The organism is Streptococcus oralis Uo5 (assembly GCF_000253155.1).
Lineage (GTDB): Bacteria > Bacillota > Bacilli > Lactobacillales > Streptococcaceae > Streptococcus > Streptococcus oralis_L.
On sequence record NC_015291.1, the window covers coordinates 234,246 to 249,628 of the forward strand.

Here is a 15,383-nt window from a genome sequence, read left to right on the forward strand (position 1 = left end):
TATGTCTCAATACAAGATTGCTCCGTCAATTCTGGCAGCAGATTATGCCAACTTTGAACGTGAAATCAAACGCCTAGAAGCAACTGGGGCAGAATATGCCCATATCGATATCATGGATGGTCACTTTGTACCACAAATCAGTTTTGGTGCAGGTGTGGTTGAAGCTCTTCGTCCCCATAGCAAGATGGTCTTTGACTGCCACTTGATGGTAGCTAATCCAGAGAATCATTTAGAGGACTTTGCGCGTGCAGGTGCAGATATCATCAGCATTCATGTCGAAGCAACACCTCATATCCATGGCGCTCTCCAAAAGATTCGTTCACTAGGCGTCAAACCATCGATCGTTATCAATCCTGGTACACCTGTTGAGGCTATCAAATATGTACTTCACCTAGTTGACCAAGTTTTGGTGATGACGGTGAACCCTGGCTTCGGCGGGCAAGCTTTTCTCCCTGAAACCATGGATAAGATTCGTGAGTTGGTTGCCCTTCGTGAGGAAAAAGGCTTGAACTTTGAGATTGAAGTGGATGGTGGGATTGATGACCAAACCATTGCTCAAGCCAAAGAAGCTGGTGCTACAGTTTTTGTAGCGGGATCTTATGTCTTTAAGGGAGATGTCAATGAACGAGTGCAAACGCTCAGAAAACAACTGCACTAGGGTTGCCGTTTTTGCAGGTGGAGACCGTGGTCATTATCGAACGGATTTTGATTGCTTTGTCGGTGTAGATCGAGGCTCGCTCTGGGTCTTGGAAGAAGACCTTCCTCTGGCTCTAGCAGTTGGAGATTTTGATTCTGTCACTGCAGAAGAGCGACAGGTGATTCAAAAAAGTGCCCAGCATTTTGTTCAAGCCCAGCCAGAAAAGGATGATACGGATCTGGAATTGGCTCTCTTAACCGTCTTTGAGCAAAATCCTCAGGCTCAAGTTACTATTTTCGGTGCTTTGGGTGGCCGTATTGACCATATGTTGGCCAATGTTTTTCTACCTAGCAATCCCAAGTTAGCACCCTATATGCGCCAGATAGCGATTGAGGATGGGCAAAATGTGATTTCCTATTGTCCAGAAGGGACCAGTCAGCTAGAACCCCGCTCGGACTATGACTATCTAGCCTTTATGCCAGTTCGGGATAGCCAGCTGACCATTCTTGGTGCCAAGTATGAGTTGACAGAGGAGAATTTTTTCTTTAAAAAAGTATACGCTTCTAACGAATATATAGATAGGGAAGTTTCGGTGACTTGCCCAGATGGCTATGTCGTCGTGTTGCATAGCAAGGACAGGAGGTAGGATGGAGACTGTATTATTACTATTATTAATTGCCAATCTAGCTGGACTCCTTCTCATTTGGCAAAGGCAGGATAAGCAGGAGAAACACCTAAGCAAGAGTTTGGAGGATCAGGCAGATGATCTTTCAGATCAACTGGATTATCGCTTTGAACAAGCCAGGCAAACCAATCAGCTAGATCAAAAAGATTTGGAAGTGGCTGTCAGCGACCGTTTGCAAGAAGTGCGAATGGAGTTGCACCAAGGCCTGACTCAAGTCCGTCAAGAAATGACAGATAATCTTTTGCAAACTAGGGACAAGACCGACCAACGCCTTCAAGCTTTGCAGGAATCAAATGAGCAACGCTTGGAGCAAATGCGCCAGACAGTCGAGGAAAAGTTGGAAAAGACCTTGCAGACGCGCTTGCAGGCTTCCTTCGAGACAGTCTCCAAGCAACTAGAGTCTGTCAATCGTGGTCTTGGAGAAATGCAGACGGTTGCTCGTGATGTCGGTGCCCTCAACAAGGTTCTCTCTGGAACCAAGACGCGAGGAATTCTGGGCGAATTGCAACTGGGGCAGATCATCGAAGACATCATGACACCAGCCCAGTACGAACGAGAATTTGCAACGGTTGAAAACTCCAGTGAACGTGTGGAATACGCCATCAAGTTGCCTGGCCAAGGCGACCAGGAATACGTCTATCTACCGATTGACTCCAAGTTTCCACTGGCAGATTATTACCGATTAGAAGAAGCCTATGAAGCCGGTGATAAGGACGAGATTGAACGCTGTCGTAAATCTCTCTTGACAAGCGTTAAGCGTTTCGCCAAGGATATCAAGAGCAAGTACATAGCGCCGCCTCGAACAACCAATTTTGGAGTCTTGTTTGTTCCGACAGAAGGTCTTTATTCAGAGATCGTTCGCAATCCGGTCTTCTTTGATGGTTTGAGACGGGAAGAGCAGATTATTGTCGCAGGTCCAAGTACCCTATCAGCCCTGCTTAACTCTCTATCAGTTGGCTTCAAAACTCTCAATATCCAAAAGAGTGCTGACCATATCAGCAAGACCTTAGCTAGTGTCAAGACCGAGTTTGGCAAGTTCGGAGGCATTCTGGTCAAGGCACAAAAACATCTTCAACATGCCTCTGGCAATATTGATGAATTATTAAACCGTCGCACTACAGCTATCGAGCGGACGCTCCGTCACATTGAGTTATCAGAAGGTGAGCCTGCGCTTGATCTACTCCATTTCCAAGAAGATGAGGAAGAATATGAAGATTAGTCACATGAAAAAAGATGAGCTGTTTGAAGGTTTTTACCTGATTAAATCAGCTGACCTGAGACAGACGCGTGCTGGGAAAAACTACCTAGCCTTTACCTTCCAAGACGATAGTGGCGAGATTGAAGGAAAACTCTGGGATGCTCAGCCTCATAACGTTGAGGCCTTTACTGCAGGGAAAGTGGTCCACATGCAAGGGCGCAGAGAAGTTTATAATAATACTCCTCAAGTCAATCAAATTACTCTCCGCCTGCCTCAGCCTGGGGAACCCAATGATCCAGCTGACTTCAAGGTTAAATCTCCGGTTGATGTCAAGGAGATTCGTGACTACATGTCGCAAATGATTTTCAAGATTGAAAATCCTGTCTGGCAGCGTATCGTTCGCAGTCTCTACACCAAGTATGATAAGGAATTCTACTCCTATCCAGCTGCTAAGACCAACCACCACGCCTTTGAAACGGGTTTGGCCTATCATACGGCGACCATGGTGCGTTTGGCAGATGCCATTAGTGACATCTATCCTCAGCTCAATAAGAGCCTGCTTTATGCTGGGATTATGTTGCACGACTTGGCCAAGGTTTTAGAACTCAGTGGTCCCGATCAGACGGAGTACACAGTGCGAGGCAATCTCATCGGCCATATAGCCCTCATCGATAGTGAAATTACCAAGACAGTCATGGAACTAGGTATCGATGATACTAGAGAAGAAGTGGTGCTACTGCGCCATGTCATCCTCAGTCACCATGGCTTGCTGGAGTATGGAAGTCCAGTCCGTCCACGCATTATGGAAGCAGAGATTATCCATATGATTGACAATCTAGATGCCAGCATGATGATGATGTCAACAGCTCTAGCTTTGGTGGATAAAGGAGAGATGACCAACAAAATCTTCGCTATGGACAATCGTTCCTTCTATAAACCAGATTTAGATTAATAATTTAAGAAAAACGAGCATTTTTTACGCAATAATGTTCGTTTTTTTATGTGAATATGGTATAATGGATAAAATATCAAAATTAAATGGAATGGTAAATAAAAATGAAATTAAGAAGAAGTGATCGGATGGTTGTCATTTCCAACTATTTGATTAATAATCCATACAAACTAACAAGTCTCAACACCTTTGCAGAAAAGTACGAATCTGCCAAATCATCGATTTCAGAGGACATCGTGATTATCAAGCGTGCCTTTGAGGAAATTGAAATCGGCCATATCCAGACAGTGACTGGAGCAGGTGGTGGCGTTATCTTTACACCCTCAATCTCGAGTCATGAAGCCAAAGAAATGATCGCAGACTTGCGTGACAAACTTTCAGAAAGCGACCGCATCTTGCCAGGTGGCTATATCTATCTGTCTGATCTGCTTAGTACGCCTGCCATTTTGAAAAATATTGGTCGTATCATTGCCAAGAGCTTTATGGACCAAAAAATCGATGCCGTTATGACAGTAGCAACAAAAGGTGTGCCACTCGCAAATGCAGTTGCCAATGTCCTTAATGTTCCATTTGTCATTGTGCGTCGTGATTTAAAAATTACCGAAGGTTCAACGGTCAGTGTCAACTATGTTTCAGGTTCAAGTGGTGACCGTATTGAAAAAATGTTCCTTTCAAAACGCAGTCTCAAGGCAGGCAGTCGTGTCTTGATCGTGGATGACTTCTTGAAAGGTGGCGGAACTGTCAACGGGATGATTAGTCTTTTGCGTGAGTTCGATTCTGAACTGGCTGGTGTCGCAGTCTTTGCAGACAATGCCCAAGAAGAACGTGAAAAGCAGTTCGATTACAAGTCACTCTTGAAGGTAACCAATATTGATGTTAAGAACCAATCCATCGATGTCGAGATTGGAAATATCTTTGACGAAGACAAATAAGAGATAGAACTAAAGGTTGGAACGATTGTCCCAGCCTTTCTTTGCAAACAGAATAGAAGGAAGCTTATGAAAACACCATTTATCAGCCGAGAAGATTTAGAAACAATTGTTGCAGAGTTCCCGACTCCCTTTCACTTATATGACGAGAAGGGGATTCGCGAGAAAGCGCGAGCAGTCAACCGGGCCTTTTCTTGGAATAAGGGATTTAAAGAATATTTTGCAGTTAAGGCTACTCCAACCCCAGCCATCTTGAAAATCCTCCAAGAGGAAGGTTGTGGTGTGGACTGCTCTAGTTATGTAGAGCTCTTGATGAGCCACAAACTGGATTTTCCGGGTTCTGAAATCATGTTCTCTTCTAACAACACGCCTGACAAGGAATATGCCTATGCGCATGAATTGGGGGCAACCATTAACTTGGATGCCTTTGAAGACATTGAACATCTGGAGCGAGCGGCAGGCATTCCAAAAATCATCTCTTGCCGTTACAATCCTGGTGGCGTTTTTGAGCTAGGAACAGATATCATGGACAATCCTGGGGAGGCCAAGTTTGGTATGACCAAGGACCAGCTTTTTGAAGCCTTTGCGGTTTTGAAGGAAAAAGGAGCCAAGACTTTTGGGATTCACTCTTTCCTAGCATCCAATACTGTCACCCATCTCTACTACCCAGAGTTGGCGCGTCAGCTTTTTGAATTAGCCGTTGAAATCAAGGAAAAGTTGGGCATTTCACTAGACTTTATCAATCTTTCCGGCGGAATCGGAGTCAATTACCGCCCAGACCAGGAGCCAAATGACATCGCTGTGATTGGTGAGGGAGTTCGTAAGGTTTATGAGGAAGTCCTCACACCTGCAGGACTTGGTCAGGTCAAGATTTTTACTGAATTAGGCCGCTTTATGTTGGCGCCTCACGGAGCTTTGGTCACAAGAGTCACTCATAAGAAAAAAACCTACCGTACCTATCTGGGCGTGGATGCATCAGCAGTCAACCTCATGCGCCCCGCCATGTATGGAGCCTACCACCATATCACCAATCTGACCCATCCAGATGGACCAGTTGAGGTGGTAGATGTGGTTGGTTCACTCTGTGAAAACAATGATAAATTTGCAGTGAACCGCGAACTACCTCATACAGAAATCGGTGATTTGCTAGTGATTCATGATACAGGTGCACATGGATTCTCCATGGGTTACCAGTACAATGCAAAATTACGCTCGGCAGAAATCCTCTATACCGAAGAAGGAAAAACCCGCCAAATCCGCCGTGCAGAGCGTCCTGAGGACTATTTTGCAACCTTGTATGGTTTTGATTTTGAATCGGATCAGTAAAAGAAATTGAAAATGAAAGTGAAAAACAGATTGCTTTCTAAAAAATAGACAAAAAAACCTTGTTTTTCACCTTACTCGTGATATAATAAAACTATAAAACGGTTTCAAGGAAGGTGACGATATGTCTGAAGAAACAATTGACTATGGACAAGTGACAGGAATGGTGCATTCGACAGAGAGTTTTGGGGCGGTAGATGGCCCTGGGATTCGGTTTATTGTCTTTTTGCAGGGCTGTCACATGCGTTGCCAGTACTGTCATAACCCTGATACATGGGCTATGGAGACCAATAAATCACGTGAACGGACAGTAGACGATGTCTTGACAGAAGCCCTTCGCTACCGTGGTTTCTGGGGAGACAAGGGAGGAATCACTGTTAGTGGTGGAGAAGCCCTCTTACAGATTGATTTCCTAATTGCCCTCTTTACCAAGGCCAAGGAAAAAGGAATCCACTGTACCTTGGATACCTGTGCCCTTCCATTCCGTAACAAACCACGTTATCTCGAAAAGTTTAATAAACTCATGGCGGTGACAGACTTGGTTCTCCTGGATATCAAGGAAATCAATGAAGAACAGCACAAGATTGTCACAAGCCAAACCAATAAAAACATCTTGGCCTGTGCCCAGTACCTATCAGATATCGGGAAGCCTGTTTGGATTCGCCATGTGCTGGTTCCAGGATTGACAGATAGAGATGAGGATTTGATCGAACTTGGTAAGTTTGTCAAGACCCTCAAAAATGTTGACAAGTTTGAAATCTTGCCTTATCACACGATGGGTGAGTTCAAGTGGCGTGAACTTGGAATTCCTTATTCGCTCGAAGGGGTCAAACCTCCAACAGCAGACCGTGTCAAGAATGCCAAGGAATTGATGGATACAGAAAGTTACCAAGATTACATGAAACGTGTTCATGGATAAAAAAGAAGCCTGATGGAGACATCGGGCTTTTGTGATGCAAAAAGACTTAGCCTCTCAGCTAAGCCTTTTTCTTATTTTCTAGAATGTTGTTTACCAGCATTGCGTTTTTTATGTTTCTTATTGGTCATGATCGCAGTTGCTTGGTTTGGAGTGACATCTTTGCGTCCGCCTCCAGTTGAAAACGAACTTGCTTTTGGTGGGTTTTTAGCAAATTCTTCACGAACTTTTTTGCGAAGTTTTGGACGAACAACATAGTTAACGATGAACTGTTGGAGAATCATCATGAAACCACCGACAACCCAGTAAAGGGTCACACTGGCTGGTGCGAAGAAGGAGAAGACGACAATCATGAGTGGGCTCATGTAAATCATTTTCTTGAGCTGTTCTCTTTGCATCTCATCTTCTACTCCATGAAGTGAAAGGAGTGATTGGAGATAGTAGAGGATACCAGCGAAGGCGACAAGGAGCAGACTTGGGGAACCAAGATTGATACCCAAGAAGGTAGAGCTAGCTACACCATCAGTGTATTGGGCTGCAAAGTAGATAGCAGAGAAGAAAGGCATTTGAATGAGGATAGGGAAACATCCTACTCCACCGAACACACTGATGCCATGTTCTTTCTGAGTATCCCAGAGAGCTTGTTGCGCTTCTAGTTTTTCTTCTTGAGTTGTTGCCTCTTTGAGGCGTTTTTGATGTGGTTCGAGGACGTGTTTGAGGGCATTCATCTTCTCAGAGTGAAGCGTTGCCTTCCATGATTGGTAGATACCAAGTGGCAAGATAATCAAACGCACGATGATGGTTACGATGATGATAGCCACACCAAAGCCTAGACCTTTATCAGTAGCAAAGTACTTGATGGCCTCTGCCATAGGTGCTCCGATGGTATTCCAAATCAATCCTGTGGGTTGTCCTGTTGCTTTGTCTACTTGGACACAGCCTGACAAGACGAGTAGCATAGCCACTCCCATAGCAGAGAGGGCAAAACGTTTAATAGATTTCAATGTTTTCATTCCTTCTTTAAAAATTATACCTTTCTATTCTACTGTTTTTTTGTAAAATATACAATAGTTCTAGAGACCTAATTTGCGACTTTGAAGTCCGAATAGGATGAAAAGTTGCTCATTTGTACATCTAGATAGGTAACTTTTGAAAAAGGTGTCGGACCTTTTCGGATCTCTTGGATAAATTTTGCCATAGTGGCAGAGGAGTCTGCCTGAGCAAGAATTTCCACTGTGCCATCGTCATTATTCCAGACACGACCAGTGATGCCACCGATTTCAAGAGCTAAAGTATAAACACCCCAACGGAAACCAACACCTTGCACCCTGCCTTGGGCAATCATTCTAACCTTTTGCATACCAAACCCCTTTGATTGTGTTATAATATTTCTATGACTATTATAACCTCAAAAGCCAATTCAGTGGTAAAAAATGCCAAGAAATTACATCAAAAAAAATATCGAAAGTCTGCTTATTTGATTGAGGGCTGGCACTTATTTGAAGAAGCTGTTCAAGCAGGAGTAACGATTGAGAAGATTTTTGCCTTAGAAAGTTACCGAGATCAGCTAGTTGCTTTTCCTCAAACTATCTGGGTTTCAGAGGAAATTTTGCGGGATTTAGCAGATACGCAAACTCCTCAAGGGATTGTTGCAGTGATTCAAAAAGAAGAAGTGGGACTGCCTGATCTCCATCAGGGCAAGTTTCTATTTTTAGAAGATGTCCAAGATCCAGGTAATGTGGGCACCATGATTCGGACGGCGGATGCTGCAGGTTTTACAGGAGTCATTGTTTCAGACAAGTCAGCGGATATCTACAGTCTTAAGACCCTACGTTCCATGCAAGGAAGTCATTTTCACTTGCCCATCTATCGTCTGCCTCTTGCCAGCTTTGTAGAAGAGGCCAAGAAGAGCTATTTGCCCATTCTGGCAACGACCTTATCGAGAGAGTCAAAGGATTATCGTGAGCTTTCTCCCTTAGAAAACTTTGCTTTAGTCATGGGAAATGAAGGACAGGGGATTAGTTCTGTTATGGCTGAGAGTGCTGATCAGCTGGTTCATATTAGCATGAAAGGCCGAGCGGAAAGTCTCAATGTGGCGGTTGCCGCAGGTATTTTGATGTTTTATTTCAGCTAATTTATAAAAACTTTGTTATAATCAAGACATATTTATAGAAAAAGGAGAATCAGAATGAATCAAACGATTATTCAAGAACGTTCAGGTCTCAATCAATTTTACGCTAAGGTTTATGCCTTTGTGGGACTTGGGATTGGTCTATCAGCTCTCGTGTCAGCTTTGATGTTGACAGTCTTTCAGTCCCAATTGGTCTACTTTTTAATGCATGGCCGTCTCTGGCTGATGATTGCAACTTTTGCAGAACTTGCTCTAGTCTTTGTTGCAAGTAGCATGGCTGCCAAAAATAGTCCAGCAGCTCTCCCAGTATTTTTAGTTTATTCTGTTTTAAATGGCTTTACGCTTAGTTTTGTCGTAGCCTTCTATACACCTGGGACCGTCTTATCAGCCTTTGTATCCAGTGCCCTTCTCTTCTTTGTCATGGCGGCAATCGGAATTTTCACTAAGAAAGATTTGAGTGGAATGGGCCGAGCTTTGATGGCAGCGCTTGTTGGTCTCATCATTGCCATGGTTGTGAATCTATTTTTAGCCAATAGCTTCTTTGACTACATGATTAGTATTGCCATGGTCTTGGTTTTCTCAGGTTTGATTGCTTGGGACAACCAAAAGATTCGCTATGTTTATGAGCAGTCACGAGGGCAAGTAGCGACAGGTTGGGTCATTTCAATGGCTCTCAGTATCTATCTAGACTTTATCAACCTCTTCCTTAGCATCTTACGTATCTTTGGTCGAAACGATTAATGAATAACAGAGTCAGTGTTCAAAAGAGCACTGACTTTTTCTTATTTACTCTTTTCTTTTCTTGGAAATAGGTGTATAATGCTTTTAACTAATTTTTGAGGAGCTGTTTATGAAGAAAAGTTTTATTCATCAACAAGAAGAAATTTCCTTTGTCAAAAACACTTTTACCCAGTATTTGAAAGATAAGTTAGAAGTTGTTGAAGTTCAAGGTCCTATCTTGAGCAAGGTCGGGGATGGGATGCAGGACAACCTGTCAGGTGTCGAAAATCCAGTATCTGTCAAGGTTTTGCAGATTCCAGATGAAACCTATGAAGTCGTTCACTCACTTGCCAAATGGAAACGCCACACCTTGGCTCGTTTTGGTTTCGGTGAAGGTGAGGGTCTGTTTGTTCACATGAAGGCCCTTCGTCCAGACGAAGATTCGCTTGATGCGACTCACTCAGTTTATGTGGACCAGTGGGACTGGGAGAAGGTTATCCCAAATGGTCAACGCAATATCGTCTATCTCAAAGAAACTGTTGAGAAGATTTACAAGGCTATTCGTCTGACAGAGCTAGCCGTAGAAGCCCGCTACGATATCGAATCCATCTTGCCAAAACAAATCACCTTCATTCACACAGAAGAGTTGGTGGAACGCTATCCAGATCTAACACCGAAAGAGCGTGAAAATGCGATCTGTAAAGAGTTTGGTGCAGTCTTCTTGATTGGTATCGGTGGCGAGTTGCCTGATGGCAAACCTCATGACGGCCGCGCACCTGACTACGATGACTGGACAACAGAGTCTGAAAATGGCTACAAGGGGTTGAATGGCGATATTCTCGTTTGGAACGAATCTCTTGGTTGTGCCTTTGAACTTTCATCAATGGGGATTCGGGTAGATGAGGATACCCTTCGTCGCCAAGTGGCTCTTACAGGAGACGAAGATCGTCTTGAGCTGGAATGGCATAAAGCTCTGCTTAACGGTCTTTTCCCACTGACAATCGGTGGAGGGATCGGACAGTCTCGTATGGCCATGTTCCTTCTTCGTAAGAAACACATCGGAGAGGTCCAGACCAGTGTCTGGCCTCAAGAAGTTCGCGATACGTACGAAAATATTTTGTAGAGAATCGAACCGCAAGGTTCGGTTTTCTTTCTCTTTTTGCCTATAATTTGGTATAATAAACGGTATGAAAATCGTATCAGGAATCTATGGGGGGCGTCCCCTCAAGACGCTAGAAGGCAAGACGACGAGGCCGACATCAGATAAGGTGCGTGGAGCTATCTTTAACATGATAGGTCCCTATTTTGAGGGTGGTCGTGTTTTGGATCTCTATGCTGGCAGTGGTGGTTTATCCATCGAGGCAGTCTCGCGTGGGATGTCCCATGCTGTCTTAGTGGAGCGGGATCGAAAGGCGCAAGCTATTATCGCTGAAAACATCCAAATGACCAAGGAAGTTTCCAAATTTCAGCTCTTAAAGATGGAGGCTGAACGGGCCTTGGAGCAAGTAAAAGATCCCTTTGACCTGGTCTTTTTAGATCCTCCCTATGCCAAGGAACAAATCGTTGCAGATATCGAGAAAATGGCAGAAAGAAACCTTTTCTCCGAAGAGGTCATGGTTGTCTGTGAAACCGATAAGTCTGTAGAACTCCCAGAAGAAATCGCCTGCTTAGGTATCTGGAAGGAAAAAATATATGGGATTAGTAAGGTGACAGTCTATGTCAGATAAAATTGGATTATTTACAGGTTCATTTGATCCGATGACAAATGGACATCTGGATATGATTGAACGTGCTAGCAAACTTTTTGACAAGCTCTATGTCGGGGTGTTCTACAATCCCCACAAACAAGGCTTTCTCCCTGTTGAAAACCGTAAACGAGCAGTCGAAAAAGCGGTGGCGCATTTAGATAATGTAGAGGTGCTGGCTTCTCATGACCAACTAGTTGTCGATGTTGCAAGAAGACTGGGTGCTAAGACCCTTGTCCGTGGCTTGCGAAATACCACCGACTTGCAATACGAGTCTAGCTTTGATTACTACAATCATCAACTGGCTCCAGAAATCGAAACCATTTACCTATATAGTCGCCCAGAGCATCTTTATATTAGCTCTTCGGCCGTGAGAGAACTTCTGAAGTTTGGTCAGGAGATTCAGCAATATGTCCCAAACAGTGTTGTGGAGGAATTAGAACATGAAGAAAAAAACTAGATGGCCCTTATATGTCATCCTAGCACTAGTATTGACGTTTTTAGCCTTTGTAGTACCTTTGCCATACTACATAGAAGTTCCAGGTGGAGCGGAAGATATTCGTCGCGTTTTGAAAGTCAATGAAACAGAAGACACAGAAGCAGGAGCTTACCAGTTTGTGACAGTTGGGATTCGACATGCAACCCTGTCGCATCTTGTCTATGCTTGGTTAACCCCTTTCACGGATATTAGAAGTGCCAAGGAGACTACGGGTGGCTCTACGGATGCAGAATTTATGCGGATTAATCAGTTCTACATGCAAACTTCTCAAAACATGGCCAAGTATCAAGGATTGAAGACGGCTGGAAAAGATATTGAACTCAAGTATCTGGGAGTCTATGTCTTGACCGTGACGGACAATTCAACTTTTAAGGGCATTCTGAACATTGCGGATACCGTGACGGCTGTTAATGACAAAACGTTTGACAGTTCAAAAGACTTGGTTGACTATGTTAATTCTCAACAATTAGGGGATACGGTCAAGGTAACCTATGAAGAAGACGGAAAAGTCAAGTCTGCAGAAGGTAAAATTATCACTCTCGAAAACGGGAAAAACGGTATTGGGATTGGTTTGATTGACCGTACGGAAGTGACCAGTGACGTTCCAATTCGCTTTTCAACAGCTGGTATCGGCGGGCCAAGTGCTGGTCTCATGTTTAGTCTCGCTATCTACACCCAGATAGCAGATCCAGGACTTCGTAATGGCCGCATCGTTGCGGGAACGGGAACCATTGATCGCGATGGAAATGTTGGCGATATCGGTGGAATTGACAAAAAAGTAGTTGCAGCCTCTCGTCAGGGAGCCAACATCTTTTTTGCTCCTGACAATCCAGTCACCGAGGAAGCAAAAAAAGCAGATCCCAATGCGAAAAGCAACTATGAAACAGCCCTAGAAGCTGCTAAAACGATCAAAACAGAGATGAAAATCGTTCCGGTTAAAACCTTGCAGGATGCGATTGATTACCTTAAAAACAATCCCTAATTCGTAGAAAAATCGAAAACTAGCGCGCAAGCGGATAAGATGGTATAATAGTCAAATGGTTCAATTATTATTCACTCTAAGTAGTCATATACTCTTTATTTATTTGAGTTTTTACCTTTTGAAGGATCTTGTGAGATGGGAAAAGGTTTTAAAAGTAACCGCTACTAACACAAAAAAGGTTCGTTTGTTGGTAGGCTTCTTTAGTATTGTAATGGGCTACATCTTGAGTTCATTCTTTATCAGTTTGTACCAACTGTGGCAAGAAGCGCTTAGAGGACTATTATAAAATCAAAAGTAAAGGAAACAACTATGGAAAAAATTGTAGTTCAAGGCGGAGATAATCGTCTGGTCGGGAGTGTGACAATCGAGGGAGCAAAGAATGCAGTCTTGCCTTTGTTGGCGGCGACTATTCTAGCAAGCAAGGGTAAGACAGTCTTGCAGAACGTCCCAATCTTGTCAGATGTTTTCACCATGAATCAAGTAGTTCGTGGTCTGAATGCCAAGGTGGACTTTGATGAGGAAGCACATGTTGTCGAGGTTGATGCGACTGGTGACATTACAGGGGAGGCTCCTTACAAGTATGTCAGCAAGATGCGTGCATCCATCGTTGTCTTGGGGCCAATCCTTGCTCGTGTAGGCCATGCCAAAGTTTCTATGCCAGGGGGATGTACCATCGGGAGTCGTCCAATCGACCTCCACCTCAAAGGTTTGGAAGCTATGGGGGCAAAGATCACCCAGACAGCTGGTTACATCGAAGCCAAGGCAGAACGCCTGCATGGCGCTCATATCTACATGGACTTCCCTAGTGTCGGTGCAACACAAAACCTCATGATGGCAGCGACTCTAGCTGATGGTGTGACAGTCATTGAAAATGCTGCGCGTGAGCCAGAAATTGTTGACCTCGCTATTCTCCTTAATGAAATGGGAGCCAAGGTCAAGGGAGCTGGTACTGAAACAATCACAGTAACTGGTGTCGAGGAACTCCATGGTACGACTCACAGTGTCGTACAGGATCGTATCGAAGCCGGAACCTTTATGGTAGCGGCAGCTATGACTGGTGGAGATGTCCTCGTTCGTGATGCAGTCTGGGAACACAATCGCCCCTTGATTTCAAAACTACTTGAAATGGGCGTTGAAGTGACAGAGGAATCAGAAGGCATCCGTGTTCGTTCTCAACTTGAAAATCTCAAGGCTGTTCATGTAAAAACTTTACCACATCCAGGATTCCCAACAGATATGCAGGCGCAATTTACAGCTCTGATGACAGTCGCAAAAGGGGAATCCACCATGGTGGAAACAGTGTTTGAGAATCGCTTCCAACACTTGGAGGAAATGCGCCGTATGGGCTTGCACTCAGAGATTATCCGTGACACAGCTCGTATTGTTGGGGGACAGGCTTTACAGGGGGCAGAAGTTTTATCAACGGACCTTCGCGCCAGTGCGGCCTTGATTCTGACAGGTTTAGTAGCGCAAGGGGAGACAGTTGTTGGTAAATTAGTCCACCTTGATAGAGGTTACTACCGTTTCCATGAGAAATTGGCTCAGCTAGGAGCGAAGATTCAGCGAATCGAGGCAAATGATGAAGAAGAATAAAAACTTACGCTATGTACTCCGTCGTTTACTGTTGATTTTTATCGTACTATTGCTAGGCTTTCTGGCTTTAGGAATCGGCTTGATGGTTGGTTATGGCATCCTAGGAAAGGGACAGGATCCATGGGCGATTTTGTCTCCAGCAAAGTGGCAGGAATTGATTAGCAAATTTACAGGAAATTAGACTGGGAGACCAGTCTTTTTCTAAAGAAATAAGGAGAAAAATGGACAAAAAAACAAGACAAGCTCTGATAGGGTTACTTCTATTCTTACTCTTGGCTGCTGGAAGCTACTACATCAAGCAGATGCAGTCAGCGCCAAACACCCCTAGAACCAAGGTTAGTCAGAAAAAACAAGCTTCAGAAGCTCCCAGTCAGGAGCTAGCTGAAAGTGTCTTAACCGAGTCGCTCAAAAACCAAATCAAGGGGGGGCTCGAGTGGAATGGAGCAGGGGCCTTCATTGTCAATGGCAATAAAACCAATCTAGATGCCAAGGTTTCTAGCAAACCCTATGCGGATAATAAGACAAAGATAGTTGGAAAAGAAACAGTCCCGACTGTTGCCAATGCCATCTTATCCAAAGCGACTCGGCAGTATAAAAATCGTGAAGAAACAGGCAACGGCTCCACCTCTTGGACGCCACCAGGATGGCATCAGGTCAAGAATCTAAAGGGAACCTATACACATGCAGTTGATAGAGGACACCTACTGGGCTATGCCTTGATAGGTGGCTTGGATGGTTTTGATGCCTCTACTAGCAACCCCAAGAACATTGCAGTCCAGACAGCTTGGGCGAACCAAGCACAGGCTGAGGATTCGACAGGTCAGAACTACTATGAGAGTTTGGTCAGAAAAGCCTTGGACCAAAACAAGAGGGTCCGTTATCGGGTGACGCTCCACTATGCGACAAATGAGGACCTAGTTCCATCCGCTTCACAAATCGAAGCCAAGTCTTCAGATGGCGAATTGGAATTCAATGTCCTAATCCCCAATGTTCAAAAGGGAATCCAGCTTGATTACAGAACAGGTCAAGTAACAGTGATAGATTAGAAACAATAGATACTATAAAAACAGCTC

19 protein-coding genes are annotated in these 15,383 nt (G+C 44.2%); 17 read left to right on the forward strand and 2 right to left on the reverse strand.

Translation table 11 applies throughout. The annotated features are described in order from the left end of the window. The first annotated feature begins 1 nt into the window (after position 1). From rpe to pflA, 7 genes are all read left to right on the forward strand, one after another. Positions 2 to 658, forward strand: a complete 657-nt coding sequence (gene rpe / locus SOR_RS01235; protein WP_000084997.1) for a ribulose-phosphate 3-epimerase — start codon at positions 2 to 4, stop codon at positions 656 to 658. Then, entirely contained in the window at positions 621 to 1,283 is a 663-nt protein-coding gene (locus SOR_RS01240; protein WP_001001255.1) for a thiamine diphosphokinase, read from the forward strand. Before rpe ends, SOR_RS01240 begins: the two co-directional genes overlap by 38 nt. A 1-nt stretch (position 1,284) precedes the next feature. Continuing rightward, on the forward strand, positions 1,285 to 2,541 hold the full coding sequence (locus tag SOR_RS01245) for a DNA recombination protein RmuC (protein ID WP_000450914.1): 1,257 nt from the start codon (positions 1,285 to 1,287) through the stop codon (positions 2,539 to 2,541). Next, the gene (locus SOR_RS01250) at positions 2,531 to 3,472 is read left to right on the forward strand and encodes a 3'-5' exoribonuclease YhaM family protein (RefSeq protein ID WP_000703206.1); all 942 of its coding nucleotides are present in this window, start codon (positions 2,531 to 2,533) and stop codon (positions 3,470 to 3,472) included. Before SOR_RS01245 ends, SOR_RS01250 begins: the two co-directional genes overlap by 11 nt. A gap of 104 nt (positions 3,473 to 3,576) precedes the next feature. Further along, entirely contained in the window at positions 3,577 to 4,404 is an 828-nt protein-coding gene (gene purR, locus SOR_RS01255; protein WP_002874197.1) for a pur operon repressor, read from the forward strand. 66 nt (positions 4,405 to 4,470) lie between these two features. Continuing rightward, on the forward strand, positions 4,471 to 5,727 hold the full coding sequence (locus tag SOR_RS01260; RefSeq protein WP_000856553.1) for a diaminopimelate decarboxylase: 1,257 nt from the start codon (positions 4,471 to 4,473) through the stop codon (positions 5,725 to 5,727). A 121-nt stretch (positions 5,728 to 5,848) separates the two neighbouring features. Next, positions 5,849 to 6,643 (forward strand): pyruvate formate-lyase-activating protein, encoded by a 795-nt coding sequence (gene pflA, locus SOR_RS01265; RefSeq protein ID WP_001288281.1) that lies wholly within the window; start codon positions 5,849 to 5,851, stop codon positions 6,641 to 6,643. Between the two features lie 71 nt (positions 6,644 to 6,714). Here the strand turns inward: pflA and yidC are convergent, their stop codons facing one another. Together yidC and SOR_RS01275 are read right to left on the reverse strand one after the other, a co-directional pair. Next, the gene (gene yidC / locus SOR_RS01270; RefSeq protein WP_013670158.1) at positions 6,715 to 7,644 is read right to left on the reverse strand and encodes a membrane protein insertase YidC; all 930 of its coding nucleotides are present in this window, start codon (positions 7,642 to 7,644) and stop codon (positions 6,715 to 6,717) included. 77 nt (positions 7,645 to 7,721) lie between these two features. Continuing rightward, positions 7,722 to 8,000 (reverse strand): acylphosphatase, encoded by a 279-nt coding sequence (locus tag SOR_RS01275; RefSeq protein ID WP_001174620.1) that lies wholly within the window; start codon positions 7,998 to 8,000, stop codon positions 7,722 to 7,724. A 33-nt stretch (positions 8,001 to 8,033) separates the two neighbouring features. Between SOR_RS01275 and SOR_RS01280 the strand changes: the two genes are divergently transcribed. From SOR_RS01280 to SOR_RS01320, 10 genes are all read left to right on the forward strand, one after another. Then, positions 8,034 to 8,774, forward strand: coding sequence for a TrmH family RNA methyltransferase (locus tag SOR_RS01280; protein ID WP_013670159.1), 741 nt, complete (start codon positions 8,034 to 8,036; stop codon positions 8,772 to 8,774). A gap of 54 nt (positions 8,775 to 8,828) precedes the next feature. Next, positions 8,829 to 9,512: a Bax inhibitor-1/YccA family protein gene (locus tag SOR_RS01285; RefSeq protein ID WP_001076870.1), complete on the forward strand. Its 684-nt coding sequence runs from the start codon at positions 8,829 to 8,831 to the stop codon at positions 9,510 to 9,512. Between the two features lie 109 nt (positions 9,513 to 9,621). Beyond that, entirely contained in the window at positions 9,622 to 10,614 is a 993-nt protein-coding gene (gene asnA / locus SOR_RS01290; RefSeq protein ID WP_000747999.1) for an aspartate--ammonia ligase, read from the forward strand. 64 nt (positions 10,615 to 10,678) lie between these two features. Continuing rightward, complete coding sequence (gene rsmD, locus SOR_RS01295) at positions 10,679 to 11,218, forward strand: 16S rRNA (guanine(966)-N(2))-methyltransferase RsmD (protein ID WP_000706942.1); 540 nt, start codon at positions 10,679 to 10,681, stop codon at positions 11,216 to 11,218. Beyond that, positions 11,208 to 11,696, forward strand: coding sequence for a pantetheine-phosphate adenylyltransferase (coaD, locus tag SOR_RS01300; RefSeq protein WP_001280762.1), 489 nt, complete (start codon positions 11,208 to 11,210; stop codon positions 11,694 to 11,696). Before rsmD ends, coaD begins: the two co-directional genes overlap by 11 nt. After that, positions 11,680 to 12,717: a SepM family pheromone-processing serine protease gene (locus tag SOR_RS01305; protein WP_000730772.1), complete on the forward strand. Its 1,038-nt coding sequence runs from the start codon at positions 11,680 to 11,682 to the stop codon at positions 12,715 to 12,717. Before coaD ends, SOR_RS01305 begins: the two co-directional genes overlap by 17 nt. A gap of 55 nt (positions 12,718 to 12,772) precedes the next feature. Further along, positions 12,773 to 13,003 carry a DUF1146 family protein gene (locus SOR_RS09870; protein WP_002892633.1) on the forward strand — a complete coding sequence of 77 codons (231 nt, stop codon included), beginning with the start codon at positions 12,773 to 12,775 and terminating at the stop codon, positions 13,001 to 13,003. A 23-nt stretch (positions 13,004 to 13,026) separates the two neighbouring features. Further along, the gene (gene murA / locus SOR_RS01310) at positions 13,027 to 14,310 is read left to right on the forward strand and encodes a UDP-N-acetylglucosamine 1-carboxyvinyltransferase (protein WP_000411922.1); all 1,284 of its coding nucleotides are present in this window, start codon (positions 13,027 to 13,029) and stop codon (positions 14,308 to 14,310) included. Then, positions 14,297 to 14,491 carry a DNA-directed RNA polymerase subunit beta gene (locus SOR_RS01315; protein WP_000739701.1) on the forward strand — a complete coding sequence of 65 codons (195 nt, stop codon included), beginning with the start codon at positions 14,297 to 14,299 and terminating at the stop codon, positions 14,489 to 14,491. Before murA ends, SOR_RS01315 begins: the two co-directional genes overlap by 14 nt. 40 nt (positions 14,492 to 14,531) lie before the next feature. Then, positions 14,532 to 15,356 (forward strand): DNA/RNA non-specific endonuclease, encoded by an 825-nt coding sequence (locus SOR_RS01320; RefSeq protein ID WP_000359004.1) that lies wholly within the window; start codon positions 14,532 to 14,534, stop codon positions 15,354 to 15,356. Positions 15,357 to 15,383: the final 27 nt, after the last annotated feature.

Excerpts from the sequence above, each read along its gene's own strand:
- rpe (WP_000084997.1), top strand. The coding sequence starts at position 2 with ATGTCTCAATACAAGATTGCTCCGTCAATTCTGGCAGCAGATTATGCC.
- SOR_RS01240 (WP_001001255.1), top strand. The coding sequence starts at position 621 with ATGAACGAGTGCAAACGCTCAGAAAACAACTGCACTAGGGTTGCCGTT.
- SOR_RS01245 (WP_000450914.1), top strand. The coding sequence starts at position 1,285 with ATGGAGACTGTATTATTACTATTATTAATTGCCAATCTAGCTGGACTC.
- SOR_RS01250 (WP_000703206.1), top strand. The coding sequence starts at position 2,531 with ATGAAGATTAGTCACATGAAAAAAGATGAGCTGTTTGAAGGTTTTTAC.
- purR (WP_002874197.1), top strand. The coding sequence starts at position 3,577 with ATGAAATTAAGAAGAAGTGATCGGATGGTTGTCATTTCCAACTATTTG.
- SOR_RS01260 (WP_000856553.1), top strand. The coding sequence starts at position 4,471 with ATGAAAACACCATTTATCAGCCGAGAAGATTTAGAAACAATTGTTGCA.
- pflA (WP_001288281.1), top strand. The coding sequence starts at position 5,849 with ATGTCTGAAGAAACAATTGACTATGGACAAGTGACAGGAATGGTGCAT.
- SOR_RS01275 (WP_001174620.1), bottom strand. The coding sequence starts at position 8,000 with ATGCAAAAGGTTAGAATGATTGCCCAAGGCAGGGTGCAAGGTGTTGGT.
- SOR_RS01280 (WP_013670159.1), top strand. The coding sequence starts at position 8,034 with ATGACTATTATAACCTCAAAAGCCAATTCAGTGGTAAAAAATGCCAAG.
- SOR_RS01285 (WP_001076870.1), top strand. The coding sequence starts at position 8,829 with ATGAATCAAACGATTATTCAAGAACGTTCAGGTCTCAATCAATTTTAC.
- asnA (WP_000747999.1), top strand. The coding sequence starts at position 9,622 with ATGAAGAAAAGTTTTATTCATCAACAAGAAGAAATTTCCTTTGTCAAA.
- rsmD (WP_000706942.1), top strand. The coding sequence starts at position 10,679 with ATGAAAATCGTATCAGGAATCTATGGGGGGCGTCCCCTCAAGACGCTA.
- coaD (WP_001280762.1), top strand. The coding sequence starts at position 11,208 with ATGTCAGATAAAATTGGATTATTTACAGGTTCATTTGATCCGATGACA.
- SOR_RS01305 (WP_000730772.1), top strand. The coding sequence starts at position 11,680 with ATGAAGAAAAAAACTAGATGGCCCTTATATGTCATCCTAGCACTAGTA.
- SOR_RS09870 (WP_002892633.1), top strand. The coding sequence starts at position 12,773 with ATGGTTCAATTATTATTCACTCTAAGTAGTCATATACTCTTTATTTAT.
- murA (WP_000411922.1), top strand. The coding sequence starts at position 13,027 with ATGGAAAAAATTGTAGTTCAAGGCGGAGATAATCGTCTGGTCGGGAGT.
- SOR_RS01315 (WP_000739701.1), top strand. The coding sequence starts at position 14,297 with ATGAAGAAGAATAAAAACTTACGCTATGTACTCCGTCGTTTACTGTTG.
- SOR_RS01320 (WP_000359004.1), top strand. The coding sequence starts at position 14,532 with ATGGACAAAAAAACAAGACAAGCTCTGATAGGGTTACTTCTATTCTTA.